General features: G+C 73.1%; 26 protein-coding genes and 1 pseudogene. 11 read left to right on the forward strand and 16 right to left on the reverse strand.

All coding sequences use genetic code 11. From position 1 onward, the window contains the following. Positions 1–50 precede the first annotated feature (50 nt). Together ACIO92_RS27865 and ACIO92_RS27870 are read right to left on the reverse strand one after the other, a co-directional pair. Positions 51–836, reverse strand: a complete 786-nt coding sequence (locus ACIO92_RS27865; RefSeq protein WP_402283720.1) for an SDR family NAD(P)-dependent oxidoreductase — start codon at positions 834–836, stop codon at positions 51–53. Positions 837–1,043: 207 nt separating this feature from the next. Beyond that, positions 1,044–1,727, reverse strand: coding sequence for a helix-turn-helix domain-containing protein (locus tag ACIO92_RS27870; protein ID WP_402283718.1), 684 nt, complete (start codon positions 1,725–1,727; stop codon positions 1,044–1,046). Between the two features lie 184 nt (positions 1,728–1,911). Between ACIO92_RS27870 and ACIO92_RS27875 the strand changes: the two genes are divergently transcribed. Together ACIO92_RS27875 and ACIO92_RS27880 are read left to right on the forward strand one after the other, a co-directional pair. Then, the gene (locus ACIO92_RS27875) at positions 1,912–3,105 is read left to right on the forward strand and encodes a cytochrome P450 (RefSeq protein WP_402283716.1); all 1,194 of its coding nucleotides are present in this window, start codon (positions 1,912–1,914) and stop codon (positions 3,103–3,105) included. Beyond that, positions 3,102–3,326: a ferredoxin gene (locus ACIO92_RS27880; RefSeq protein WP_366441372.1), complete on the forward strand. Its 225-nt coding sequence runs from the start codon at positions 3,102–3,104 to the stop codon at positions 3,324–3,326. Before ACIO92_RS27875 ends, ACIO92_RS27880 begins: the two co-directional genes overlap by 4 nt. Before the next feature lie 61 nt (positions 3,327–3,387). Here the strand turns inward: ACIO92_RS27880 and ACIO92_RS27885 are convergent, their stop codons facing one another. Together ACIO92_RS27885 and ACIO92_RS27890 are read right to left on the reverse strand one after the other, a co-directional pair. Beyond that, positions 3,388–3,888: a hypothetical protein gene (locus ACIO92_RS27885; protein ID WP_366441373.1), complete on the reverse strand. Its 501-nt coding sequence runs from the start codon at positions 3,886–3,888 to the stop codon at positions 3,388–3,390. A 245-nt stretch (positions 3,889–4,133) separates the two neighbouring features. Further along, a complete protein-coding gene (locus ACIO92_RS27890) occupies positions 4,134–4,733 on the reverse strand; it encodes a sigma-70 family RNA polymerase sigma factor (protein WP_366441374.1) in 600 nt (199 codons plus the stop codon). 78 nt (positions 4,734–4,811) lie between these two features. Here ACIO92_RS27890 and ACIO92_RS27895 point away from each other — a divergent pair, with 78 nt between their 5' ends. Next, positions 4,812–5,660, forward strand: coding sequence for an alpha/beta fold hydrolase (locus ACIO92_RS27895; RefSeq protein ID WP_402059377.1), 849 nt, complete (start codon positions 4,812–4,814; stop codon positions 5,658–5,660). A 288-nt stretch (positions 5,661–5,948) separates the two neighbouring features. Here ACIO92_RS27895 and ACIO92_RS27900 read toward each other — a convergent pair whose 3' ends face one another. From ACIO92_RS27900 to ACIO92_RS27910, 3 genes are all read right to left on the reverse strand, one after another. After that, entirely contained in the window at positions 5,949–6,251 is a 303-nt protein-coding gene (locus tag ACIO92_RS27900) for a hypothetical protein (protein ID WP_366441376.1), read from the reverse strand. Between the two features lie 334 nt (positions 6,252–6,585). After that, a complete protein-coding gene (locus tag ACIO92_RS27905; RefSeq protein WP_402283712.1) occupies positions 6,586–7,122 on the reverse strand; it encodes a GNAT family N-acetyltransferase in 537 nt (178 codons plus the stop codon). Between the two features lie 91 nt (positions 7,123–7,213). Then, positions 7,214–7,825: a hypothetical protein gene (locus ACIO92_RS27910; protein WP_402059380.1), complete on the reverse strand. Its 612-nt coding sequence runs from the start codon at positions 7,823–7,825 to the stop codon at positions 7,214–7,216. A 107-nt stretch (positions 7,826–7,932) separates the two neighbouring features. On the opposite strand from ACIO92_RS27910, the pseudogene ACIO92_RS27915 reads away from it, so the two are divergent. Then, positions 7,933–8,210 (forward strand): annotated as a pseudogene (locus ACIO92_RS27915) (GNAT family N-acetyltransferase); the annotation flags it as partial. Between the two features lie 111 nt (positions 8,211–8,321). On the opposite strand, the gene ACIO92_RS27920 reads toward ACIO92_RS27915, so the two are convergent. From ACIO92_RS27920 to ACIO92_RS27930, 3 genes are all read right to left on the reverse strand, one after another. Then, positions 8,322–8,621 (reverse strand): DUF397 domain-containing protein, encoded by a 300-nt coding sequence (locus tag ACIO92_RS27920; protein WP_366441379.1) that lies wholly within the window; start codon positions 8,619–8,621, stop codon positions 8,322–8,324. 93 nt (positions 8,622–8,714) lie between these two features. After that, the gene (locus ACIO92_RS27925; protein WP_366441380.1) at positions 8,715–8,954 is read right to left on the reverse strand and encodes a DUF397 domain-containing protein; all 240 of its coding nucleotides are present in this window, start codon (positions 8,952–8,954) and stop codon (positions 8,715–8,717) included. After that, a complete protein-coding gene (locus tag ACIO92_RS27930; protein WP_366441381.1) occupies positions 8,951–9,796 on the reverse strand; it encodes a helix-turn-helix transcriptional regulator in 846 nt (281 codons plus the stop codon). Before ACIO92_RS27930 ends, ACIO92_RS27925 begins: the two co-directional genes overlap by 4 nt. Positions 9,797–9,946: 150 nt before the next feature. Here ACIO92_RS27930 and ACIO92_RS27935 point away from each other — a divergent pair, with 150 nt between their 5' ends. Continuing rightward, positions 9,947–10,462 carry an ATP-binding protein gene (locus ACIO92_RS27935; protein WP_402283709.1) on the forward strand — a complete coding sequence of 172 codons (516 nt, stop codon included), beginning with the start codon at positions 9,947–9,949 and terminating at the stop codon, positions 10,460–10,462. On the opposite strand, the gene fusA is transcribed toward ACIO92_RS27935, so the two are convergent. Next, positions 10,413–12,446 carry an elongation factor G gene (gene fusA, locus ACIO92_RS27940; RefSeq protein ID WP_402283707.1) on the reverse strand — a complete coding sequence of 678 codons (2,034 nt, stop codon included), beginning with the start codon at positions 12,444–12,446 and terminating at the stop codon, positions 10,413–10,415. The two genes, ACIO92_RS27935 and fusA, sit on opposite strands and share 50 nt — an antisense overlap. Before the next feature lie 315 nt (positions 12,447–12,761). After that, the gene (locus tag ACIO92_RS27945; RefSeq protein ID WP_401241658.1) at positions 12,762–13,175 is read right to left on the reverse strand and encodes a VOC family protein; all 414 of its coding nucleotides are present in this window, start codon (positions 13,173–13,175) and stop codon (positions 12,762–12,764) included. A gap of 310 nt (positions 13,176–13,485) precedes the next feature. Here ACIO92_RS27945 and ACIO92_RS27950 point away from each other — a divergent pair, with 310 nt between their 5' ends. Together ACIO92_RS27950 and ACIO92_RS27955 are read left to right on the forward strand one after the other, a co-directional pair. Next, positions 13,486–14,082 (forward strand): nucleoside/nucleotide kinase family protein, encoded by a 597-nt coding sequence (locus ACIO92_RS27950; protein WP_366441434.1) that lies wholly within the window; start codon positions 13,486–13,488, stop codon positions 14,080–14,082. 121 nt (positions 14,083–14,203) lie between these two features. Next, positions 14,204–14,521: a hypothetical protein gene (locus ACIO92_RS27955; protein WP_402283705.1), complete on the forward strand. Its 318-nt coding sequence runs from the start codon at positions 14,204–14,206 to the stop codon at positions 14,519–14,521. On the opposite strand, the gene ACIO92_RS27960 is transcribed toward ACIO92_RS27955, so the two are convergent. Then, a complete protein-coding gene (locus ACIO92_RS27960) occupies positions 14,491–14,865 on the reverse strand; it encodes a peptidase inhibitor family I36 protein (RefSeq protein ID WP_401241808.1) in 375 nt (124 codons plus the stop codon). The two genes, ACIO92_RS27955 and ACIO92_RS27960, sit on opposite strands and share 31 nt — an antisense overlap. Before the next feature lie 446 nt (positions 14,866–15,311). Here ACIO92_RS27960 and ACIO92_RS27965 point away from each other — a divergent pair, with 446 nt between their 5' ends. Next, entirely contained in the window at positions 15,312–16,271 is a 960-nt protein-coding gene (locus ACIO92_RS27965; RefSeq protein ID WP_366441390.1) for a hypothetical protein, read from the forward strand. Positions 16,272–16,523: 252 nt separating this feature from the next. Beyond that, the gene (locus ACIO92_RS27970; RefSeq protein WP_401241644.1) at positions 16,524–17,666 is read left to right on the forward strand and encodes a M24 family metallopeptidase; all 1,143 of its coding nucleotides are present in this window, start codon (positions 16,524–16,526) and stop codon (positions 17,664–17,666) included. 45 nt (positions 17,667–17,711) lie between these two features. On the opposite strand, the gene treZ is transcribed toward ACIO92_RS27970, so the two are convergent. Both treZ and ACIO92_RS27980 read right to left on the reverse strand, forming a co-directional pair. Further along, positions 17,712–19,463 (reverse strand): malto-oligosyltrehalose trehalohydrolase, encoded by a 1,752-nt coding sequence (gene treZ, locus ACIO92_RS27975; RefSeq protein ID WP_402283736.1) that lies wholly within the window; start codon positions 19,461–19,463, stop codon positions 17,712–17,714. Between the two features lie 80 nt (positions 19,464–19,543). Further along, positions 19,544–20,548, reverse strand: coding sequence for a GNAT family N-acetyltransferase (locus tag ACIO92_RS27980; RefSeq protein ID WP_402283702.1), 1,005 nt, complete (start codon positions 20,546–20,548; stop codon positions 19,544–19,546). Positions 20,549–20,719: 171 nt separating this feature from the next. On the opposite strand from ACIO92_RS27980, the gene ACIO92_RS27985 reads away from it, so the two are divergent. Next, a complete protein-coding gene (locus ACIO92_RS27985) occupies positions 20,720–21,268 on the forward strand; it encodes a DUF1707 and FHA domain-containing protein (protein WP_351790104.1) in 549 nt (182 codons plus the stop codon). 422 nt (positions 21,269–21,690) lie between these two features. Next, the gene (locus tag ACIO92_RS27990; protein WP_402059398.1) at positions 21,691–22,803 is read left to right on the forward strand and encodes a cytochrome P450; all 1,113 of its coding nucleotides are present in this window, start codon (positions 21,691–21,693) and stop codon (positions 22,801–22,803) included. Between the two features lie 98 nt (positions 22,804–22,901). Here ACIO92_RS27990 and treY read toward each other — a convergent pair whose 3' ends face one another. Next, a complete protein-coding gene (treY, locus tag ACIO92_RS27995; protein WP_402283699.1) occupies positions 22,902–25,262 on the reverse strand; it encodes a malto-oligosyltrehalose synthase in 2,361 nt (786 codons plus the stop codon). Positions 25,263–25,333 lie beyond the last annotated feature (71 nt).

The raw sequence follows: 25,333 nt of genomic DNA on the forward strand, positions 1-25,333 counted from the left end.
CCGGCCCCTCCGGGACGAGGGCCCGCTCCCGCCGGGCAGGCACGTCCCGGTCAGTGGACGGAGAACCCGCCGTCCACGAAGAGCGACTGGCCCGTGACGTACGCGGAGGCGCGGCTCGCCAGGAAGACCGCAGCGCCCTCGAAGTCCGCCGGGAGTCCGTTGCGGCCGGTCATCGTGCGGGCGGCGAGGGCCGCCACCTTCTCCGGGTCGGAGGAGAGCCGCTGGTTGAGCGGGGTCATCACGAAGCCGGGCACCAGGGTGTTGGCCGTGACCCCGTACGGGGACCAGGCCTCCGCCTGTGAACGGGCCAGCGACTCCAGGGCGCCCTTGGACACCCCGTACGCCCCGCTCCGCACGAACGCGCGGTGCGCCTGCTGGGAGGTGAGGTGGATGATCCGGCCGAAGCCCCGCCCGGCCATCCCGGGGCCGAAGCGCTGCCCCAGGAGGAACGGCGCCTCCAGGTTCACCGCCATCGTCGTGTCCCAGACCTCCTCGCCCAGCTCCCCGAAGGGCGGGCGCAGGTTGATCCCGGCCGAGTTGACGAGGATGTCGGGCTCCCCGAAGACGCCCGCCGCCTCCTCGGCGCCCGCCTTGATGCCCGTACGGCTGCTCAGATCGGCGCTCACCCAGGCGGCCCGGCATCCTTCGGCAGTCAACTCGTCGACGGTGGAGGCAAGTTCGGCCTCCTTGCGGGCGAGGACGACCACGCTCGCCCCGGCGCGGGCCAGCGCCCCGGCGACGGCCCGGCCGATGCCGGAACTGCCCCCGGTGACGAGGGCGGTGCGCCCTTCGAGGGAGAAGAGGCCGGAGAGGTATCCGCCGGGCGTGGTGCTCATCTGGACTGTGCTCCTCGTGTCGTACGGCCACCAGGCCGTCCGGGTGCGGCGGGCGGCCGGTGCCCGCATCCTGGCACACGGCCTCCGTGCATCCTGCACGTAGGTGGCGCGGGCTCGCCGCAGGTGAGAGGTGCGGTCGGTGGCGCGGGCTCGCCGCCGATCGCCCCACCTGAACGGGCTCTCCGGGAAGGCCCCGTACGGCCGCCGTCATCGCAGCAGCGTGCGCCAGTGGTCGGCCGACTCCTGCATGTCCCCGACGACCCGTTCCAGGAACGTCCCCGCCTTCAGGAGCCGCTGTCCCACCGGCGATCCGGGGCCCAGTGTCTCGGCCGCCTCCTTCGCGGCCCGCGCCGATTCGAGTGTCTGCCGGGTGCTGATCGCGACCGAGTGGTACCAGGCCTCGTCGTCCACGACGTAGATGTCCCGCCGCCGCAGCGGATCGCGCTCGCGCCGCACGTATCCGTGCTCGACCAGGGAGTTCACGGCCACCGAGACGGACGCCGGGCTGACCTTCAGCCTGCGGACCAGATCGGCCGCGGTGCGCCTGCCGTCCTCGGACAGCAGCAGGTCGACATGCACCCGCGCCATCATCCTCGGCATCCCCGACCTGACCGCGAGCTCGACGATCCGGTCCTCGGCCGTGCCGCCCAGGGTGCCGCCCGCAGGGGTGTGCCCCGGGGCGTCCGCCGGGGCGCCCCGGGCCCGCTGGGCCGTCGCCCGGTGCGCCGACTGGGGCCGGTAGTCGCCGGGGCCGCCGTTGCGGGTCACCTCCCGGCTCACGGTCGAGGTCGGACGTCCGAGCCGCCGGGCGATCTCGGCATAGGACAGGCCCTCGGCGAGTCCGGCCGAGATCCGCTGGCGTTCCTGCTGGGTCAACCGTCCTCCTGGCATGTCGCCAGTATTGCCTTCGCCTTCAATCATTGCAACGGGCTCGTTGCGTTTGGCTTCAATCGTTGCATCAATTTAGCGCTGTCCAGCTGCGATTATGGGTTTCATTGATTGACGACATCGTGAATGCAACGTAGCTTTCGAGTGGAAGCAAACACGTCATATCGCGAACCGGGGGATGGTCTTCATGAGTGAGTCCGTACACACCGTCACGGCCCTGCCGACGGAGCGGAGCGGGGGCTGCCCCTTCGACCCGCCGGCCGAACTGCTCGACGCCCGTCGTCACGGGTCCGTCAGCGGCTTCACCCACCCCGGCGGGAAGCCGGGCTGGGTGATCACCGGATACGAGGCGGTGCGGTCCGTCCTGGCCGACCCCCGGTTCAGCTCCCGCAGGGACCTCATGAACGTGGTCGACTTCGAGCTTCCCCCGGCGCCGCCCGGCGAGTTCCTCCTCATGGACGACCCCCAGCACAGCCGCTACCGCAAGCCCCTGGTGGGCAAGTTCACCGTGCGGCGGATGCGGATGCTCGGCGAGCGCATCGAGCGGATCACCGCCGACTGTCTGGACGCCATGGCGGAGACCGGGCCGCCGACGGACCTGGTGACCGCCTTCGCCAAGCCCATCCCCACCATCGTGATCTGCGAGATCCTGGGCGTGCCGTACGAGGACCGGGCGTCCTTCCAGGAGCAGATCGACACGTTCATGGGCGGTGAGGTCGGCGACGAGGAGCTGATGGCCGCCTACACCGCCACCCAGGAGTACCTCGCGGGGCTCGTGACCGAGAAGCGGGCCAGGCCCACCGACGACATCCTCAGCGAACTCACCGACAGCGACCTGACCGACGAGGAACTGAAGGGCATCAGCCTCATCCTCCTGGCCGCCGGATTCGACACCACCGCGAACATGCTGTCCCTCGGCACCTACGCGCTGCTGCGGAACCCGGACCAGCTCGCCGCCCTGCGCGCCGATCCCACCCTCACCGACGGCGCCGTGGAGGAACTCCTGCGGTACCTCAGCGTCGCCAAGACGTTCCACCGGACGGCCCTTGAGGACGTCGAGCTGGACGGCCGGACCATCGAGGCCGGAACGACCGTCCTCCTCTCGTTCAACACCGCCAACCGCGACCCCGACCGCTTCACCGACCCCCACACCCTCGACCTGCGCAGGCAGTCACCCGGACACCTGGCCTTCAGCCACGGCATCCACCAGTGCCTGGGCCAGCAGCTGGCCCGCGTCGAGATGCGGGTCGCGTTCCGCGCGCTGGTCGACCGCTTCCCCGGCCTGCGCCTGGCCGTGCCCCCCGAGGAGGTCGTGCTGCGCCCGGAGACCGCGGACATCTTCGGGGTGAAGAGCCTCCCGGTCACCTGGGACACGAAGTGAACGCGCCCCATCTGGGACTGGACCGTGAGCGCTGCATCGGCGCCGGAATGTGCGCCATGACCGCCCCCGACGTCTTCGACCAGGACCCGGACGACGGCCTCGTGATTCTGCTGCGTGCCGAGCCGGACCCGGCCCACCGGACGGCCGTGCGGACGGCCGCCGGGGTCTGCCCCTCCGGCGCGATCACCTTCACCGCGCCGGACCCCGGCGGGGCGCCCTGAACCGGCCGTGGCGTGCGGGCCGTTCGGCCCGGACGGCCCCCGCGCCACGGCCCCGAAGGCCTCAGATGTCGATGACCGACCCCATGGGGATCGAGTTGAGCACGACGTCCCGGAGCGGCTGGACCTTGTTCGCGTCGAACTGGAAAGCGGTGAAGGCCGAGGTCATGATGTACCGCCGCTGGCCGTTGGAGAGCAGCCATCTCGCGCCCGTGGTGGGGGACTTGACCAGGTGGGCGTCATGGCTGAGCTGCCCGCCGAACGGGATGCTCTCCAGGTCGACCACCTTGAGGGTGTTCGCGTTGTAGAACAGGTTGTCGTAGGTCTGCATGTCGGGGATGCCCCATCGCTTCCCGTCGATGACGACCCAGATGCCCATGACCCCGAGGGCGTCCTCCAGGCGGCGCCCGTTGTAGGCGTGGGGGTCCACCTGGATCTGCGCGGCCGTGACGGTGGCGGGCCGCTCGGCCGCCCCGGCGGTGGCGGGGGCCGCGAGGCCCAGCGGGACGGCCAGGGCCAGACTGATCACGCCGACCGCCGTGCGTCGGCGAAGGGTGACGGACATTCTTCCTCCCCAGAAGATCCACGCGGGGACGGCCGGACTCGGGTGAACCCGGCCCCCGCGCTTGTCGTTGACCCGGCTCATGCTGCTGGTCCCGGTGTCCCGACCGCATGGGGCGGCGGTCCCGGTCGGCCGGGACGGGGGCGGTCCGTCGCGGCCGGACGTGGGGCGGCGGTCCTGGTCCCTCGGAGCGGGGCTTTCACGACGCACCCCGGCCGGGGGCCGACGTACGGGAACCGCCTCGCGCGTCAGCCCCTGAGCTGATCGCGCTGGATCTGGTACGCGACGGTGCGGCGCACCGATGCGGAAGCGGTGGTGGTGGTGACTCCCGAGGGGACGTCGAGACCACGGCTGATCTGGTCGTACGCGGCCCGGTGGCCGCCGGGCAGCTCTGCCCCGTGCAGCCTCAGGTCCTCCTCGACGAGACGCCTCAGCCCGTCGACGTTCTGAGGTGTGAAGCGCTTCTTCCCCCGGGCGAGCGTCTGGACGCAGCGGGTGCAGTGCGCGGTTTCGCCCAGGGTCCGGGAGATCTCCTCGGCGAGGCCCCAGAGCCGCCCTTCGAGCCAGGGGATGTCGCGCTGATCGAGGGACACCTCCATCGGGGGCCGTGGCTCGTCGCTCCTGTGCTTCGCCATCCGCTTGGACACGGCGGGCTGGCTCATGCCGGTGAGCCGCGCGATCCGTTCCTGCGTCCAGCCGAAGCCCGCGAACACCTCGATCATCTCGGCGCGCAGCTTGCGCATCTCCTCGCCCGCGCGGATGACCTCGTTCATCCCGGCGAGCATCCGCCCGGCCTGTTCCTCGGTGAGCGTCGCGGGGATCGGATGGGTGCTCTCTTCATCTGTCACCACCCGGTTATATCCGAGAGCACCCTCTCTCCATAACCCGGTTGTACAACCGGGTTATGGCTGGCAGGGTTCCGTCCCGTGCCTACCTTCCCCGCATCTGACGGAACCCAGCTCTCGTACCGTGTGACCGGTGAGGGCGACCCGGTCGTCTGCGTCCCGGGAGGCCCTGCGGACTCCGCCTACCTCGGTGACCTCGGTGGCCTGTCCGCACACCGCCGGCTGATCGTCATGGACCTTCGCGGCACCGGCCGGTCCGCGATTCCCCGGGACACCTCCACCTACCGCTGCGACCGTCTGGTCGACGACGTCGAGGCGCTGCGCGAGCACCTCGGTCTCACGCGGATGGACCTGCTCGGCCACTCCGCCGGTACGAACATCGTGACGCAGTACGCGGCCCGGCATCCGGAGAACGTCGGCAAGCTCGTCCTCGTCGGCCCCAGCCCCCGGGCCCTCGGCGTGGCGGTCACGGGAGAGGCGCGGCTCGACGTCGCGCGGCTGCGGAAGGACGAGCCGTGGTTCCCTGCGGCGTTCGCCGCCCTGCGGGCGATCACCGAGGGCGCGGACGGCGACTGGCAGGCGGTGGCCCCCTTCTTCTGGGGCCGGTGGGATGCCGAGGCACGGCGGCACCACGCGGCCGGTCGGCCCCGGAACCAGGAGGCCGTCGCTCTCTTCGGGGCCGAGGGAGCGTTCAGCCCGGGGAACACGCGTGCGGCGCTCGCCTCCTGCGAGGCTCCCGTCCTGCTGCTCACCGGAGAGTTCGACGTGAACAGCCCGCCGGTGACGGCGGCCGAATGCGCGGAGGCGTTCCCCGACGCCACGCTGACGGTACAGCCGGGAGCGGGCCACCACCCATGGCTCGACGACGCCGAGCGATTCGCGGCGACCACGAGGGCGTTCCTCCGCGGACGCCCCGACTCACGCCCCTGAAGTCCGCCGTGAATACGGACGGCTCCCCTAGGCGTGAGGGGCCGAGTGCCGTCACCGGCGACGGCCGGGATCTGCGGGCGGCTGCCTCGATCGGCGGGGTACGTGAGGCCGGGCATCGGTCCCCACGGGCGGGCCCAGGCCGAGTCTCCCGCTCCCGCGCGCTCTTGAGCTGCCGATCGGCCGTACCACGGTGCCGCGCCTCGCGCCGGGTTCGGCGGTGCGACGAACGGCGGTGCGGGACCGGTCCGTGTACCGCTGGCGCCAGTCGCCCTAGCCGCCTGCCGCCCGTCACACCGGGCGGGGCCCTGAGGCGGCGGCGGCCGTCCGTACCGTTTCGAGCAGCGCGGCCAGGTCGGGGGACTGCTCCCATTCCTTGGCCGTGGGGTGCCAGATGAGGCTTCCGCCCGGGGTTTCCGGCCGACCGTGGGCGATCATCACGGTCCGTCTCCCCTTCCGGTCCGGCCCGGTCACGCTCAGATGCATGTGCCGGACGTGGAAGCGGCGGGGGTACTCACCGCCGAAGATCTCCAGTACCCGGCCGTCGAAGGAGTAGAGGTCGGAGCCGACCGTCGCGGTGATCTCATCATGCATGGAGGGACCGTACGCAGGGTGCTCGACCGGTGCCAAGCCCCTCACCGCACCGCCTTCGCACCCGTACGGCGCCCGTACGGCGCCCGCGTGGCAGGCTGCGGGCTGGGCCCCGGCGGCCGTCACTCCGAGAGGGGGGGCAGGCCGCCGACGCGACGGCCGCCCGTACCGTTTCGAACAGCGCGGCCAGGTCGGGCGCCGCTCCCGTCGCGCGGCCGTGAGGTGCCGGACGGGGCCTGCCCCCGACCCGCCCGACTCGCCCCTCCGGCTCGGAGCTGCTGTCCGACCCGGATCCGCTCGAACAGGCTCCCGCCGATCCGATCCGATCCGATCCGGCTCAGCCCTGCCGGACGGCCGGAGCCCTGTCCGTGGCGGTCACGCGGCGGGTCAGCACACGAGTGGTGCTGCCGTCGTCCTCGTCGATGTCCCGGACGTGCTCGAATCCGAGACTGCCGAGGAGGGCCAGCGAGACGCTGTTCCGTGCGGCCACGGTGGCGTGCACCTCGGTCAACGCGAGGGCGTCGAAGCCGTAGGCCACGAGGGCCTGGGCCAGCTCAGTGCCCAGACCCGATCCCCACGCCGCCGGGGCCAGCGCGTAGACGATCTCGTGGCCCCCGGTCTCGTCGGTCGGCTTGATCTCGGCGTGTCCGATCAACCGGCCCTCTCGGCGAACGGCCCAGACGTCGAACAGGTTCTGGGCGTAGACCTTCGTGAAGACGCGCCCGAACACGGCCCGGTCCTCTTCCTCGGAAGCCAGGCCGTCCCCCATCCACCGCGACACCCTCACATCCTGGAACAGCGCCACGAAACCCTCTTCGTCCCCGGGGACATAGGGGGCGAGGAGCAGGCGTTCGGTGCGCAGAATCGGGGTCATGGACGGCGACACCAACCACCCGACGCCACGCCCGCCAAGCCACTTTCACCAGCGCGGACTCCGCTCAAACCCGCAGCCGTACGGCCCGGGGTCAGTCGCGGCCGTCCTTCCTCCGCTCACTGCGCCGCAGGGCCCGACGTTGCTTGCCCGGCAGAGTGTCGGCCAACTCGCCCACGAGACAAACGTCGTGGTACGAGCCGTCCCGGCCGCCCCGGCACCACCACACCGGCGGGCCCGCCGGGTCCGCTTCGCTCGGGTACCAGCCGTTGGCGGTTCCGGCGGGCCGGGGATGCATCCCGATCTTGTGCGCGGAGCAGAGCGGCCAGACCTGCCAGAGCAGTTCCATGACGGTCTCCTGCGCCGCTTCCGCGACCACGGTCAGAACCGTCGTGGCATCGTCCTGCTCCGGCGGGTCGCTCTCCTCCGGATCGTACGAATGGACCGAGTTGCCGTGCCAACGGCCGTCCGCCATCGCCACATAGACCTGACCGTGGTCCACGGGGCTCCGGGGCGTCGGTTCCGAGGACGGGGAGAACATCAGGATCAGCGGGTCCTGGTCCGGCAGGGTCGCCGACAGATCGCGGTTGACCACGGCGAGCGCGGCCTCCAACTCCGGCCACCGGCCGGGCTCGACCGGGTGGGGTTCCGGGAAGTGCGGCCAGCCGTGACCAGGACCGATGCTGAGACGCGAGAAGTCGTTCACCGGGGCATCGTCCCAGCCGTTCCGCAGTAAGGGGAGAGGATTTCTCCCCGCCGGGCCCGTCGAGGTCTCCGGCCGACGGGGGTGTGGGGCGCGAGGCCGGGGTCCAGTCGAGTGAGGTCGCCTCATGGGCCGACCTCGATCCGGACCCGGCAGCGATCCGGACCTGGCAGCTGGCACGGCCCCGATCGAGGACCTGATCACCTCGGAGGCCCACCTCGGGCGTGGTCACGCCGACGCCGTCCTGACCACCGCCCTGCGCCTGGCCGCCGACGAGGGCTGCGGCACCCGGTTCCTGATCGCGGAGGCGGCGGACTGGCCACGGCACTGGTACGAGCGCCGGGGCTTCTCGGTCATCACCCGCTCTCACGGCTTCGAACGGAGCTGACCCCGAGACGCCGGGCGGGATGTGTCACCGCTTCCGCGTCGATCAACTCCGTTGCCCGTACGGCGGAAGGCCGCACGCCGTCCTGGCGTGCGGCCCTCGGGGTGTCCCGTGTCAGACGAGTCGCGTGAGGAACTCGCTCCAGGCGGTGGGCTCAAGTGTGAGCTGGGGCCCGTTGGGGTTCTTGGAGTCGCGGACGTGGACGGTGGAGGGGCAGGCGGCGACTTCGACACAGTCGTCACCGCTGCCGCTGCTGTGGCTGGACTTGTGCCAGGGCAGGGCGACTTCCACGCAGTTGTCGCCGCTGCTGCCGCTGTAGCTGGACTTGTGCCAGGAGAGGGCGACTTCGACGCAGTCGTCGCCGCTTCCGCCGCTGTAGCTGCTCTTGAACCAGGTCAGATCGGTGACGTTCATGGTTCTCCTCTCGTCGGGTCCGTGCTCCTTGCGTGGCGCGTACGGCGGAGGGCCGCACGCCATCCTGACGTACGGCCCTCCGGGTGTCCCGTGTCAGACGAGCCGCGTGAGGAATTCAGTCCAGGCGGTGGGGTCCAGGGTGAGCTGGGGGCCGTCGGGGTTCTTGGAGTCGCGGACGTGGACGGTGGAGGGGCAGGCGGCGACCTCGACGCAGTCGCCGCTCTCTCCGCTGCTGTAGCTGGACTTGTGCCAGGAGAGGGCGACTTCGACGCAGTCGCCGCTTCCGCTGCTGCTGTAGCTGCTCTTGAACCAGGCCAGTTCTGTGACGCTCATAGTGCTCCTCGCATCTCCCGCAACAGGCTCAGGGAATCTTCCACGGAAAGAGCCTGTGCCCGCATCCTGGCATACCGCTTCTGCAGGATGCTGACCACTTTGGAGTCGGAGGAGAGGAGCCCGTTCTCCTGGCCTTCGCAGTAGGCGTACCACTGGTTCTCCGGGGTCTCCAGGAGCTGCATGGGGCCACCGATACCTGCGTGATGGTCGCGCGACTGCGGCATGATCTGGATGTCGATGTTACGCCGGGCGCAGATCTCGATGATGTGATCGAGCTGTTCCCGCATGATCTCCGGACCGCCCGTCAGGCGGCGCAGGACATGCTCCTCGATGATGAAGCTGTAGATCGTGTGGGGGCGTTCTGTCAGCAGGTTCTTGCGCTCGGCGCGCGCTACGAGCTGAGCTTCGATCTCGTCGTCACCCATCGCAGGGATGCGCTTTTCGAACAGCGTCCTTGCGTACGCCGGGGTCTGCAGCATTCCCGGCACCAGGCGGTTCTCGAACGTGTACAGCGTTACGGCGGTGAGTTCCAGCTGAGCCCACTGCTGGAACCACCGAGCCAGCCCCCGCCTGCGCGTCAGGTGCATCGCCGCCGCCCGGATCGCTCCGAACGCGTCCAGGATCTCCTCCGCCCGGTTCACGAAGGTGACCGACGGTAAACGCCGACCCTGCTCGACCGAGCCCACCGTCGCCATCGAGTACCCGACGAGCTCGGCGAACTCCTCCTGCGTCAGCCCCGCCCGGTTCCTGAAGACCTTGAGCACCGCCCCGAACGCCTTGAGTCCGTCCGTGGGTTCCGGCTCGCCCCAGCCGAGACCTTCACCCGGAATCTCGTCCATCATCTGGTCACCTCCCGCACCCGTGCCCTCGCACTGATCGCGCCCCATGCTTACGGTTTGTGATGAGTACGGTCCAGAGGGTGAGCTCGTACTCTCTCCGGAGTACGAGTGGCTGACCTGGGGACAGGCCCCTGACATGGCCACATTGGCACCATGACCCCACCCCTCACCCACGAAGAGACCGTCACCGTACGTGTGTTCGCGCAGCGGTTCAGTTCGACTCCGCGCGGTGCCCGGCTCGCCCGCAGGCTCGCGCTGCTCCAACTCCACTGCTGGCACTTCCCCTACGGCTGCGAGCTGTCGGACACCGTCGGGCTCCTCGTCGCGGAGCTGGCCGCGAACGCCGTCACCCACGGCCGGGTGCCCGGCCGGGACTGCGAGCTGGAGCTCAGCTATCTGCCCGGCCGGCGGCTGCGGATCGAGGTCTCCGACACCCGGGGCGAGCGGCGGCCAGCCCCCGGGGAGCGGTCTGCGCCGCGCCCCCTGGACGAGGGCGGGCGCGGGCTGCTCCTCGTGGCGGCCCTGGCGACCCGCTGGGAGGTGCTCGACCGGCTGCCGGTCGGGAAGACCGTACGGGCCGAGATCGACCTCGGCCCGTACGAGCTCCGCCCCGAAGGGGTCAGCCCTGCGGACGGGGCGCCGGGGCGTACCCCGCCGGGCGGGTCGTGAACGTGCCACGGCCCTGGGTGCGGCCCCGCAAGCGGGAGGCGTAGCCGAACAGTTCGGCCAGCGGCACGGTCGCCGTCACCACCGCCGTACCGCCCCGGGCCGTGCGGTCCGTGACCCGGCCACGGCGGGCCGCGAGGTCACCGAGGACCGCGCCGACGGACTCCTCGGGGACGGTGACCGTCACGTCGGCCACCGGCTCCAGGAGCGTCATCGCGCACGCCCGCAGGGCCTCGCGGAGCGCGAAGCGGCCCGCCGCCCGGAAGGCGAGCTCCGAGGAGTCCTTCGGGTGCGTGGCGCCGTCCGTGAGCGTGACCCGGAGGCCGGTCACCGGATGGCCGCCGAGGGGGCCCTCCGCGAGGGCGTCCCGGCAGCCCGCCTCGACCGCGCGGACGTACTCCTGCGGCACCCGCCCGCCCGTCACCGTCGAACTGAACACGAACTCCTCCTCCGTATCGGATGAGTTCGGGGCGAGGGGCTCGACGTCGAGGACGACATGCGCGAACTGGCCCGATCCGCCGTCCTGTTTGACGTGCCGGTACAGCAGCCCGGTGACGCCCTTGTCCACGGTCTCGCGGTAGGCGACCTGCGGGCGGCCCACCGTGACCTCAAGGCCACGGTCGCGCCGCAGCTTCTCCACCGCGACCTCCAGGTGCAGTTCGCCCAGGCCGGACAGGAGGGTCTGGCCCGTCTCCGGGTCCGACCGCACGACGAGCGACGGGTCCTCCTCGGAGAGCCGCGCGAGCGCCGTCGCCAAGCGGCCCGTGTCGGTGCTCCGGCGCGCTTCCACGGCCACCGAGACCACCGGCTCGGCGGTCGAGGGGGGTTCGAGGACGAGCGGCGCGTCCGGGGCGCACAGGGTCGCCCCGGCGCGGGTGCCCTTGGGCCCGACGAGGGCCACGATGTCCCCGGGGCGGGCCCGGTCGATCTCGGTCCGCCGGTCCGCCTGGACCCGCAGCACGCGGGCGATCCGCTCGGTGCGGCCCGACGCCGTGTCCAGCACGGTTCCTCCCTTCTCGATCGTGCCCGCGTACACCCGGACGTACGTCATGCGGCCGGTGGCCGTCGCGGTCACCTTGAACGCGAGCGCGGTGAACGGCGCCGCCGGGTCGGCCGGGACCGTCCCCCGAACCGGCGGCATGTCGGCGGGAGACGGGAGGTAGGCCACGACGGCGTCGAGGAGCGGTTCGACACCCCGGTTCCGGTACGCCGAACCGCACAGCACGACCACCGCGCCGCCGTCGAGGGTCAGTTCGCGCAGGGCGCGCCGCAGGGTCGCGGGGGACAGCTCGCCGCGCTCGCAGAACTCCTCCAGGGCGTCCGGACACAGCTCCGCCACCGTCTCGTCCAGCCGTCGCCTGCGCCGTAGGGCCTCCTCTCGGAGGTCGTCCGGCACCTCCCCCTCGATGAAGGTGCCGCCGCCGTCTGGCCACACGTACGCCCGCATCCCGACCAGGTCCACGACCCCGGTGAAGCCGTCCTCGCGGCCGATCGGGAGCTGCACGGGCAGCGGGACGACGCCGAGGCGCGTACGGATCGACTCCACGGCGGAGTCCAGGTCCGCGCCCGCCCGGTCCAGCTTGTTGACGAAGGCGATCCGGGGCACGCCGTGCCGGTCGGCCTGCCGCCACACCGCCTCGCTCTGCGGCTCGACGCCCGCGACCGCGTCGAAGACGGCGACGGCGCCGTCCAGGACGCGCAGCGAACGCTCGACCTCGTCGGAGAAGTCCACGTGGCCGGGGGTGTCGAGCAGATCGATCCGGTGGCCCGCCCATGCGCAGCTGACCGCCGCCGCGAAGATCGTGATGCCCCGGTCCCGTTCCTGCGGGTCGAAGTCCGTGACGGTGGTGCCGTCGTGGACCTCGCCGCGCTTGTGGACGGCGCCGGTGAGGAAGAGGACGCGCTCGGTGAGGGTGGTCTTGCCCGCGTCGACATGGGCGAGGATGCCGATGGCGCGGACGGTGGTGACGCTCTCGTGGGTACGCACGATGTCGTGCCTTTCGCTGCCGAGGTGAGAAGAGGCAGCGCGATTCCCGGACAGGACGGACCGTCAGAAAGGCTTCTGGGGAACGGGGTTCGTCACGGGCGACGATGGCGGGCGCGCAGCCGCCACCGGCCGGACGAAGAGGCGAGGATCACGTCGTACCGGGCGCGGGAGGAGGACACGACGGCGGCACTACGGCTGCGCACGGCGGTCTCCCCTCGGACGGACATCGCTCCCACGGCACCACCGGACGGCGGGCCGTGGGACGCGAGTGTAGGGAGGGCGGCGGGCCGGGCGACAGCGAATTAAGCGGGGTTCCTACGCGGAGGCGGCGGGCTGGAGCAGGTCCCAGCGGTTGCCGTACAGGTCCTCGAAGACGGCGACGGAACCGTACGGCTCGTGGCGCGGCTCCTCCAGGAACTTCACGCCCGCCGCCGTCATCCGGGCGTGGTCGCGGGCGAAGTCGTCGGTGTGCAGGAAGAAGCCGACCCGGCCGCCGGTCTGGTTGCCCACGGATTCCTGCTCGGCGTCGTTCTTGGCGCGGGCCAGCAGGAGACCGGCGTTCCCGACGCCGCCGACCCCGGCCGCACCGGGCGGCCGGACGACGACCCAGCGGGTGCCACCGCCCCGGTCGGTGTCCTCGACCAGGTCGAACCCGAGGGCGTCGGTGTAGAAGGCGATGGCCTCGTCGTAGTCACGGACGACGAGGGTGACGAGTGCGATGGACGGCATGGGAGCCAACGTAATACGGAGGAATCTACCCGCGTCAACCGGCCGGGCCGGTGCGAGAATGCCCGACATGCGCACGCAACAGTTCGAGACCCTGGTGGAGGCGGCGAGGGCGCTGGCGGGGGAGACGGCGGGGGCCTCCGGGGCCGGGGGACCGGCCGGGACAGGGGCGGCCAGCGGGTCCGGGGTGACGGTCGGGGCCAGGGTGGCTCCTGGGATCGGAGTGACTACCAGGGCAGGGGTGAACGCTGGGGCCGAGCCGACCGCTGGGGCCGGGGAGTCCCCGGTCACTGCCCCGGGCGGGCGGCGCGAGGTGCCGGGGGTCGCCCCGGCCGGGCGGCGGCGCAGGCTGCTGGGGATCGCGGGTGCGCCCGGCGCGGGGAAGTCCACCCTGGCGGAACGGCTCGTCGCCCGGCTCGACGGGCTCGCCGTCCTCGTCCCCATGGACGGCTTCCACCTGGCGGGCGCCGAACTGGAACGGCTCGGCAGGGCCGACCGGAAGGGCGCGCCCGACACCTTCGACGCCGCCGGGTACGCGGCGCTCCTGGCCCGCCTCCGCACCCCCGAAGCGGGCACCACGGTCTACGGCCCGGCCTTCGACCGGTCCCTCGAAGAGCCGATCGCCGGATCGATCCCGGTCGCGCCGGAGGTCCCGCTGGTCATCACGGAGGGCAACTACCTGCTCCACGACGAAGGAGCCTGGGCGTCCGTCCTGCCCCTCCTGGACGAGGCCTGGTACCTCCACCTGGACGCCGGAACCCGCGTCCCCCGCCTGATCGAACGCCACATCCGCTTCGGCAAGGACCGCGCCCACGCCGAACGCTGGGTCCACACCTCGGACGAACCCAACGCCCAGCTGATCGCCCGGGGCCGGGAGCGAGCCCACCGGGTGATCACGCTGGACGGGTGACGGGGCGCGGCCGGTGTGCGGCGCGTCGCGCGTGGCCGGAAACTTCGCCGACGGCCCACTGTGCTGACACGGTGTCGCTCCTAGAGTGGGAAGCCGGGCCGGACCGAGGGAGGCGCGGAACATGGGCGGCCACAACGACGGGCGGGCCGACGGCCACGGGCGCGTCTACCAGGCGACCGGTGACCAGCACATCACCGAGCACCACCACCACGGCCCCTCCGGGCCCGGCCCCGACTCGGTGCGGCGTCCGCCCGTCGGCCGGGCACCGGCCATCCTCCGGGACCGGGGCGAACTCGTCCGGCGGCTGCGCGAGACGGTCACCGAGGACGCCGGGAACACCGTGCTCGTCCTGCACGGTCTCGGCGGAGCCGGGAACCCGAAGTCGGGAACCCGGCGCCGTGTCCCGGGCTACTGGCTCTTGAACGACCGGATCTGGTAGTTGCCCTGGAGGTTTCCCTCCCCGCCGGACGGGGTGGAGCCGACCCGGGAGTTGTAGTTGGTCTGCGTGTAGTACTGCACCCGGTGGTTGGTGCCGTTCCGCACCGAGCGGACGTTCTCCCCGCGCTGGATGAACGAGCAGTCGTCGGCGGTATTGGCCTTCCTCTCCTGGGACCACTGGCATCGGGTCCCGCCGCCGTTCCAGTCGCTGTAGATACAGAAGTAGCCCGGCGAGCACGAATAGGCCATGGCGGTCGGTGCGACGGCGGTGCTGGTGGTCGGAACGATCCCGAGAGCGGCGATCGCGGTGACCGAAGCGAGAACGAGCGAACGAAGACGAAGCACGAGGAACTCCCTTTCGAAGCGGGCGCACAGCAGCGTGGTCTCACGCTCGGTGCCCGACTGGATCCGTTGCGTGACGTACGTTGCCATCGCTTCCCTTCCGCCCCCAGGCGTACGGCTCTCCGACCGGAGGCAACCGAAGCGCACCCGCGCGCACCGGGACCGCCGCACGCCCTTCGAGGCCACCGGAGCCGGGGCGTGCCTTCCGGATCGTGCCGGGCTCACGGCCCCCGGCGCGCACGCCCGCACGCTCGCCGCGTCGTCGTCGCTCGCCGACGCCCCGGGTCCTGTTCTTCCTCCGCGTACGGGCGGACGCCGAGGCCCTGAACGACTTCACCGGCCGTCTCGGCGACCGAACCCGTGCGGGAGGGCCGGGTTCACCCGACGGCCCAGGGCCGGACACCCCCAGTCGCTAGGCTGGCCTCAACGGCGACGGAAGGCGGGCTGGCGTGGGGTGGTTGCGGCGGGGGCCCAGGCGGGACGGCGAGGACACGCCGAGGGATCCCGGGTTCGGTTACTTCTCGCAGCGCGAGGCCGCGCTGTTCCGGGGCCGGGTCCGGGAGACCTTCGCCGAACTCGGCCTCGAAGTCACCGTCTACGCCGACCACGTCATCGACGACAAGGGCCGCCGCTTCGGCCTCGGCAACCTCGCCGCCGTCTGCCACCAGGACCGGCGCGGCCCCCGCGTCTGGCCCGCCACCATCCACCGGCACATCGGGCTCGTCGTCCGCGCCATGGACGGGCCGTCCGCGCTCGACACCCTGCCGCCCGAGCAGATCCGCTCCCAGCTCTACCCCCGGGTCGTCAGCGGCGACGGCATCGACGCCGCCGCCTTCGGCTACGCCAGGACCGTCGCCCCCGGACTGTACGAGGTGCTCGCCCTCGACCTTCCCGAGAGCGTCATGATGCTCACCGACGAGGCCCTCGAACGGCTCGGTGACCACGCCCAGCTCCGCGACCGGGCCCTGCGCAATCTGCGCGGGCTGCCCGTCGAGGAGCACGAGACCGTCCGCGACGCCGACGGGATGCGCTTCGAGATCATCCTCGGCGACTCCTTCTACACCGCGAGCCGCGTCCTCGACCTCGACGGCGTCGTCCGCCGGGTCACCGGGGCGCCCCTCGGCGAGCACGGCGCCCTCGTCGCCCTGCCCTTCCGGCACCAGCTCGCCTTCCACCCCATCCGGGACACCACGATCATCCCCGCCCTCGGCGCCATGGCCTCCTTCGCCGCCTCCGGGTACGAGGACACCCCGGGCGCCATCAGCCCGTACGTCTTCTGGTGGCGCGGCGGCACCCTCACCCAGCTCAGCGAGCACGACCAGGAACGCGGAGAGCTGCGGATCGTCGTCGGCGACGATTTCCAGGAACTCCTGGAACGGCTCATCACCCAGGGCCCGGACCGCCGCTGAGCGGTCGCGGCGGCGGACCGTCCCGGGCAGGATGCTGTACGACGGAATCCCGGGGACGCGTACGGCCCTGACCGCGTACGGATCTGACCACGTACGGACCTGACCCCGTACGGCCGGGGCCGCACGAGGCCCGGCGAGGGAGGGACCCGGGGCTGTGAGAAGCCCCGACCGTGAGCGGCCGGGCCGCGCCAGCCTCCCCCGGCCATGAGACCCCGGCCATGAGACCCGAGGCCGCCGAGAAGGAGCCCCGCCATGACGAGCACCGGTCCCACCGACGAGGTCGTGCCCTTCACCACGGACGACTACCGCGCGCGGATGGCGCGCGCCGCCGAGTCCGCCGCCGACGCCGGACTCGCGGGCGTCCTGGTGGCCCCCGGCCCCGACCTCGTCCACCTCACCGGCTACCGGCCCACCGCGATCACCGAACGGCTCACCGTCCTCGTCCTCGCCGTCGGCCAGGCACCCGTCCTCGTCGTCCCCACCCTGGAGGCGCCCGACGCGGCGAAGGCCGAGGGCGCCGCCGCGCTCACCCTCCGCGACTGGACCGACGGCAAGGACCCGTACGCCGTCACCGCGCCGCTCCTCGACGTCGACGGCCGCTTCGCCGTCAGCGACAACGCCTGGGCCGCGCACATCCTCGGTCTCCAGCGGGCCCTCCCCGGCACCTCGTACGTCTCCCTCAGCGAGGCCCTGCCGATGCTCCGGGGCGTCAAGGACGCCCATGAACTCGCCAGGATCGCCGCCGCGGGGGCCGCCGCCGACCGGGCGTACGGCGAGATCCTCAAGGTCCGCTTCGCGGGCCGCCGGGAGACCGAGGTCGCCGCGGACCTCGCCGCCCTCCTCCTCCGCTTCGGCCATTCCCAGGTCGACTTCACCGTGGTCGGCTCGGGACCCAACGGCGCGAACCCGCACCACGAGGCCGGGGACCGGGTCGTCGAGCGCGGCGACATGGTCGTCCTCGACTTCGGCGGGCTCAAGGACGGATACGGCTCCGACACCACCCGTACCGTGCACGTCGGCGAACCCACCGACGAGGAGCGGCGCGTCCACGACCTCGTACGGGAGGCCCAGCAGGCCGGATTCGAGGCGGTACGCCCCGGGGTCGCCTGCCAGGACGTCGACCGGGCGGCCCGCAAGGTCATCACGGACGCGGGCTACGGCGAGTACTTCATCCACCGCACCGGCCACGGCATCGGCGTCACCACCCACGAACCGCCGTACATGGTCGAGGGCGAGGAGCTCCCGGTCGTCCCCGGCATGTGCTTCTCCATCGAGCCCGGCGTCTATCTGCCGGGCCGCTTCGGCGTGCGCATCGAGGACATCGTCACGGCCACCGAGGACGGGGCCGGCCGTCGCTTCAACAACACCCCGCGCGAGATGGCGATCGTCGACTGAACGGCGGTCGTCCTCCCGCCGGCCGACCGGAGACCGCCCCGGCCCTCAGCCGTCCGTGAGGACGACGGCCGACTCGCCGGGGAGCCGCAGCACCCCGTCCGCCGTCGGCGCCGCCACCGGCCCCCACGCCGCCAGGACCCGGTCGTTCCCACGGGAGCCGATCGGGATCTCCGCCGCCTCCGCGCCCAGATTGACCGCCACCCGCAGCACCCCGCGCCGGAAGACCAGCCAGCGGGCGTCCTCGTCGAAGGCCACCCGCACCCCCGCGAGGTCCGGGTCCGTCAGGTCCGGCAGGGTCCGGCGCAGCGCGATCAGCTCCCGGTGCCAGGCGAGCAGCCGCTTGTGCGGGTCCCGCTCCCGCTCCGTCCGGTCGAGCACGGAACGGTCCCGGGTCGCCGGGTCCTGCGGATCGGGAACCTCCTCCTCGTCCCAGCCGTGCGCCGCGAACTCCCGCCGCCTGCCCCGCCGTACGGCCTCCGCCAGCTCCGGATCGGTGTGGTCCGTGAAGTACTGCCAGGGCGTCCCCGCCCCCCACTCCTCGCCCATGAACAGCATCGGCACCGAGGGCCCCGTCAGGACCAGGACCGCCGCGCAGGCCAGCAGCCCGGGGGAGAGGGACGCCGAGAGCCGGTCCCCGAGCGCCCGGTTGCCGATCTGGTCGTGGGTCTGCGCGTACCCCAGGAAACGGTGGGCGGGGGTCCGCTCGCGGTCCACCGGCCGCCCGTGCCGACGGCCCCGGAACGCCGAGTACGTGCCGTCGTGGAAGAACACCCGGGTGAGCGTCTTCGCCAGCGCCGCCATCGGGGCGCGCGCGAAATCCGCGTAGTAGCCCTGCGACTCCCCGGTGAGCGCGGTGTGCAGGGCGTGGTGGAAGTCGTCGTTCCACTGGGCGTGGACCCCGAGCCCCCCGTGGGTGCGCGGAGTCGTCGTACGCGGGTCGCCCAGATCCGACTCGGCGATCAGGAAGTGCCTGCGCCCCTGCTCCACGGCCAGCTCGTCGACCGCCGCCGACAGCTCCTCCAGGAACGTGTACGCCCGGGTGTCCGCGAGCGCGTGCACCGCGTCCAGCCGCAGCCCGTCGATCCGGTAGTCCCGCAGCCACGCGAGCGCGCTCCCCAGGAAGTACGCCCGGACCTCGTCCGAGCCCGGCGCGTCCAGGTTCACCGCCGCGCCCCACGGGGTGTGGTGGGTCTCCGTGAAGTACGGGCCGAAGGACGGCAGGTGGTTCCCGGACGGCCCCAGGTGGTTGTGGACCACGTCCAGGACCACGCCCATGCCGAGACCGTGCGCCGTGTCCACGAACCGCTTCAGCGCCTCGGGACCGCCGTACGGCTCGTGCACCGCCCACGGCGCCACCCCGTCGTACCCCCAGCCCCGCACCCCGGGGAAAGGACACAGCGGCATCAGCTCCACATGGGTGATGCCGAGCCCCGCCAGCTCCCCCAGCCGGGCCGCCGCCGCGTCGAGGGTGCCCTCCGGGGTGAACGTGCCGATGTGCAGCTCGTACAGGACAGCGCCGCGCAACCGCAGCTTCGGGACCTCGTGCCGCCACTCGTACGCCGAGTGGTCCACGACCGAGGCGAGCCCGTCGGGCCCCGAGGGCAGCCGCCGCGCGCGCGGGTCCGGCAGCACCGGACCGCCGTCCAGGGCGAAGCCGTAGTGGTCGCCGTCCCCGGCGGCCACGACCCCCGTCCACCAGCCGTCCCGCTCGCTGTCCCGGTCCAGATCGTGCCGGGAGCCGTCCAGCTCCAGCGTCACCCGCTCACGCGCGTGCGGCGCCCACACCTCGAAGAGCACGGGAATCCCCTCGTCGAAGGTCCAGTCGGAAGATCCGGTGACCGCCCGTGCGCGAACGGTCACCGGAGCCATCCTCCCAGTCAGGCCCCCGCCACGCCCGGCACGTCCCACACGTAGTTGACGGCGCGCTCGAAGGCCACGTAGCCCGTCCGGGCGAAGGACTCCGCCATCGGTACGTTCCCCAGGTCCGTCGCCGCCCGGACGCGCGGCACGTCGAGAGCGGCCAGGACCCCGGTCCCCTCGGCGAGGAGCTCGTCGGCGTACCCCCGGCCCCGGTGCGCGGGCAGCACTCCGATGTACGCGATCGTGTGGTGGTAGTTGTTGCGCGCGGGGACGACGAAACCGACGGGTTCCCCGGTCCCCGGCAGCTCCGCCACCCGCCACCACGCGCGCGGCGACGCGTACCGCCCGAGCTCTTCGTCGTAGTGCAGCTCGGCCGCCTCCCGCGCCGACAGGCCGGACGCCAGGTCCGCCCGCCCGTGCGCGTCGAGCGTGCCCTCCATGACCGGCGTCATCAGCGACACCAGGTCCTCGCGGTCCCGCACCGGCCGGAACAGCAGCCGGCCCGTCGGCTCCGGCAGGGGAGTGCCGGGCCGCCACTCCAGTCGCAGCCGCTCCACCAGGGGCCGGGCGCCCGAGGCGGTCAGGACACCGAAGAGGGACTCCAGGAGGGCCCGGGTCTCGGGCACCTCCCGCCAGTCGGCGGGCAGGAACCGCGTGTACTCGGGACGCGGCGCGCCCGCCGGGACCACGGCGGCGGTCGCGGTCTCCAGGAGCCGCAGCCCGACGTCGGCACGCTCCCGGGGGGAGAGGGCCGGGTCGAGGTCGAAGAAGTCGAGGTGCTCGGGCGGGCGTCCCGGTGCCTTCGCCCACCAGGACAGCCGCCCGAGCAGCCGGTCGCCGTCGAGCGCCACCCACATCCACTCCGGCAGCCGACGGCCCCCGGCGAGGTCGTAGGCCAGTTCGTGGTCGAGCGTGTAGCTCAGGCCCAGGAACAGGCCGAGTTCGCCGGGCTCGGCGAGTGGACGGACGACGAGGTCGTGATGGCTCGTGGAAGACGCTGAAGATGCCGAAGGCGCGGTCACGTGGTGTTTCCCCCGGGGAGGTCATGGTGCGGAACCGGCAGACCGTAACAGGGGCCGGACGGGGCCGGACACGGGTTTTCCGCGCCTGCGCCCTTCGGGCGTACCTGCCGGGAACTCCAGGTCAGGGGCGCTTCTGGACACTGCGGGCCCGCCGGACCGACAATCACCGGTGTGACGACCCCCTTCGAGCTTCCGGCGAACACTCCTCGGCTGACCGATGCCGAGCGGGACCGCGCGCTCGGGCTGCTCCGTGAGGGCGCCGCCCAGGGCCGCCTCTCGCACGACACGTTCCTCTTCCGGATGGAACGCGCGCTCCAGGCCCGGCGGCCGGACGAACTCGCCCTGCTCACCGCCGACCTGAGGACCGAGGGCGGCTGGACCCGGCGCGTGGTGGGTGTGGTCGGACGCATGTCGGCCTTCACGGCCCGTCTCGGCCGCGCCTGGCACGCGGAGCGGCTGCCGAAGCTCCTCCTGCCCACCCCCGGCCCGCATCCGCTGCGGATAGGCCGCGACCCGGTCAACGGACTCCGTCTCAGCCACGAGACGACGTCCCGCCTCCACGCGGAGCTCTCCCTCCAGAGCGGCATGTGGATCCTCCGCGACCTCGGCTCGACGAACGGCACGACGGTCAACGGCCGCCGCGTCACGGGCGCGGTCGCCGTCCGCCCCGGCGACGTCGTCGGCTTCGGGGAGATGTCGTTCCGGCTGTCGTACGACTGAGCGGACCGGGGTCCGATGCGCCCCGGACCCTCCCGGACGTCCCCGGCTCTCCGGGCGAGTGCCGGGCCCGCCGCCGGGAGGGAACCCCGTGGGCCCCCGCCTCCGGGCGAGTGCCCTTTCGCGCGCCCGGCGCCGGGCCGTACGAGGGGAGGGCCACGGTCGTACGTACCTCCGGACCGGGGCCCGTCCGTACGAGGGCAGGGCCACGGCCCGCCCCCCCCATCGACCACGGCCCGTAACCGTCTCCCGGCCGTGGCCCCGGGCTCCTACCCCTCCCCCGTACGGCCCCCGGCCCGCCGCTCCCCGATTTCACCCGTCCGGCGGTACGCGGCGGGCGGTGGCGGCCCGGTGGTGATGGGCTGTGGGGACGCGTGCCACGGTCTGTCGGCCGGGGCACCCACCGCCGACCGACAGGGGGCGCGATGAGCGACGAGCCGAACCGCGAGCCGGGCCGGGAGATACCCGGCGACCCGCCCCGGACGCCCACCGGCGGGCCGTGGGCCGCCTCGGACCCCTGGACCCGCCTCCCGGCCATGGCCCCCGCCGCGCTCCGGCGGCCGGGCACCCCCGGACGGGTCCGCGACGCGTACGGCCCCACCACCGACGGCCCAGGACCCGGCGCCCGGACCGTCGCCCCCAGCCCCCTCGACCCGGGCGCCTCGCGCGACCCGCACCGCGTCCACCGCGCCCTGCGCGAGGACTTCCCGCTCACCCACGACCCGCTGCTGCGCGCCTGGGTGCTCAGCCGGTACGCGGACGTGGCCACGGCCCTCACCGACCCCCGCTTCACCCACGGGCACCGGCCCGGCGACCCGCCGTGCGCACGGGCCCACGTGGACGTCGACACCGAGGCCCTGCGGGCCGTCGCCGAACGCACCGCGTACGTCCTGGCCCGCCGGATCGCCGGGTGCCCGCAGACCGACCTGGTCGCGGACTTCTGCCACTGGCTGCCCGCCGGGACGGTCGCCGCCGCCGTCGGCGTGCCGTACCGGGACATGATGCGGCTGGTGCGCGGCCGGGCCGCCGGGGCCCTGGCGGGCGAGTGCGGCGGGCAGATCGCCGTACGGGAGAAGGCGCTCGCGTCCTTCCTCGGCAACGTCCTCGCCGACCCGGACCAGGTGGCCGCGCTCCGGGACGCGCCCGCCGGGCTCGTCGCCCGTGCCTGGAGCGAGTCGCTGCGCCGGGACCCGCCCGTGCAGATCGCGGTGCGCCGCACGGCGGCCGAGGTGCCGGTGAGCGGCGGGATCGTCCCGGCGGGCGCGTCCGTCGCGCTGCTCCTCGGCTCGGCGGGCCGCGACCCGGAACGCTTCCGCGATCCCGACCGGTTCGATCCGGCGCGCGACGACCCCGGGCAGCTCACGTACGGCACCGGGTTCTGCCCGGCGGTCCTCCTCTCGGGCTTCGAGGCCGAGTACGCCCTGCGGGCCCTGTTCGAGGCGATGCCCCGGCTCCGGCTCGCCGACGGCTTCCGGCCGGTGTGGTCCGGTCTCATCACCCGGGGGCCCCGGAGCCTGATCGTCCGCCCCGGCGGCTGACGGGCGGCCCCGGGCACGCCCCTCCCGGAGCCCGGAGCCCGGAGCCCGGAGCCCGGCGTCCCCGAGAGCCCGGCGGCCCGCCCCGTCCGCGCTCGCCCTCAGCCCCCCACCCGCGCCAGCAGCGCCACCGGCCGTTCCGCGAACAGCTCCGCGAGGCGTACTCCCGCCGCCGGACCACCCCCGAACTCCCTTCCCCCGTCCAGGACATCGGTCCACCGTCCGTCCGGCAGCACGAGACCGGTGTCCTGCCAGCCGCCCGCCTCCGCGAGGCGCAGCGAGAGACGGGTGACGGCCGTGACCACCTCGCCGGAGCGGGCGAAGGCCAGACAGTGGCGGGCGGCGGGGCCCTCGGCGGTCAGCGGCGCGTACGACCCGACCGCGCCGAAGGCCGCCGGACGTTCCCGCCGCAGCCGCAGCGCCGCACGGACCAGGGCCGTCCGGTCGTCGTCGGGACCGGCCTCGAACAGGCCCCGGTTGTCGGGGTCCACCAGCGCCCGGTAGGCCCGTTCCGTGTTCTGGTACAGCTCCGGCACCCCCGGCATCGTCAGCTGCGCGAGGAGCGTGCCGAGCGCGTGCGCCCGGATGTGCGGTTCCAGGGCGAGGGCCGCCGCCGAGGCTCCCCGCAGCGGAATCCGGCCGGGTCCCGCCGCCGTGAACGCGGCCACCGCCCGTTCGTACTCCGTGTCCGGCTCGGTCCAGCTGGTCCGCAGCCCCGCCTCCCGCACGGACTTGAGGACGGCGGGGCCGAGCCGGTCCGGGTCGGGCGTGCCGAAGCCGAAGGCGGTCTGCCACGCGGACCAGGCCACGTGCGGGTCCGGGGCGGGCACCCCGGCGACCCCGGCGAGCAGTTCCGCCCACACCTCGGGGCACTGGGAGAGGACCGCGATCCCGGCCCGGACGTCGGCGCTGCGCTTGGTGTCGTGGGTGGACAGCACGGTCCCGGTGTCCGGCCAGTCGCGGGAGATCCGCAGACAGTACGCGTGGAACTCGTCCACCGGCACCGCCGGGCTGCCCGCCTCGCCGCCGACCTCGTTGGCCGAGAGCAGGGGTACGTACCGGTAGAACGCGGTGTCCTCGACGGACTTGGCCCGCAGCGCCGACGACGTCTGCGCGAACCGGGCCCGGAACGCCCGGTGTTCGGGCCCTTCGCCCAGCGCGCCGAGCGCCAGGCCCCGGACGACGTCCACCGCCGTCGCCTCCTCCGGCACGGTGAACACGGCCTTCGCGGCGCGCGCCGCCGCCGGGGTCAGGACCTCCTCGCCGCCGGTCCGGTAGGCGCGGTAGACCGGTACCCGGACGAGGAGTTCACGGACGGCGGTGCGCAGCGCCCAGGGCGCGTGGTCCCGCAGGGCCGGGTCGGCGGCGCAGATCCGGCCCGCGAGCCGGGTGAGGACGGCCGTCTCGGCGGCCAGGTCGTGCCCGGCGACCTCCTGGGCGGCGCGTTCCTCCGTCGGTTCCCAGCGACCTCCGGCGTCCTCGTGCTGGCCGGTGAACTCCCGGTAGAGACCGGTCAGTCGCCGGGCGCCCACCGGGTCGGTGAACACCCCGTCGAGACGGCGCAGGGCGTCGTAACCGGTGGTTCCGGCGACCGGCCAGGCGGCGGACAGCCGCTCGGACCCGGTGAGGATCTTCTCGACCACGGTCCAGCACCGCCCGCCGGTCGCCGCCGCCAGGTCCTCCAGATAGCCCTGCGGGTCGGCGAGCCCGTCCGGATGGTCGACGCGCAGGCCCTCCACGACCCCGTCCCGGACCAGCTCGACGATCTTCGCGTGGGTGGCCGCGAACACCTCCGGGTCCTCCATCCGGACCCCGATCAGCTCCGAGACGGTGAAGAAGCGCCGGTAGTTCAGCTCGGTCCGGGCGAGCCGCCACCAGCCGAGCCGGTACCACTGGGCGTCCAGGAGCGCGTCCAGCGGCAGCCCCTCGGTGCCGGGCCGCAGCGGGAACTCCTGGTCGTCCAGGCGCAGCACCCCGTCGCCGACCCGCAGCCGGTCCCTGACCTCGGGGAGGCGCGCGGGCAGCACCGGAAGCAGCAGCCGCCCGTCCCCGGCCGAGCGGTCGATGTCGAACCAGCGGGCGTACGGCGATCCGGGGCCGTCCCTGAGCAGCGCGCGCAGCGCGTGGTTGTGGCGGGGCGAGGCCGCCATGTGGTTGGGCACCAGATCGAGGACGAGGCCGAGGCCGTGCGCCCGCGCGGTCGCGGCGAGCTCCCGCAGGCCCTCCTCGCCGCCCAGTTCGGCGCGGACGGACCGGTGGTCGGTGACGTCGTAGCCGTGGGCCGAGCCGGGGACCGCCTCCAGGACGGGGGAGAGGTGCAGATGGGAGATGCCGAGCCCGGCCAGGTGCGGCACGGCCCGTCCGGCCGCCGCGAAGGGGAACTCCGGCCGGAGCTGGAGCCGGTAGGTGGCGGTGGGCGGGACGGGACGGGCGGACGCGGAACCGGCCGTGAGGGAGGTCATGCGAACGTACGTACCCGGCCAGGAGGCTTCTGTGTCATCGGCCCATGCACCCGTTCGAGTGCATCGCGTTA

Source organism: Streptomyces sp. NPDC087215 (assembly GCF_044744885.1).
Classification (GTDB): Bacteria; Actinomycetota; Actinomycetes; order Streptomycetales; family Streptomycetaceae; genus Streptomyces.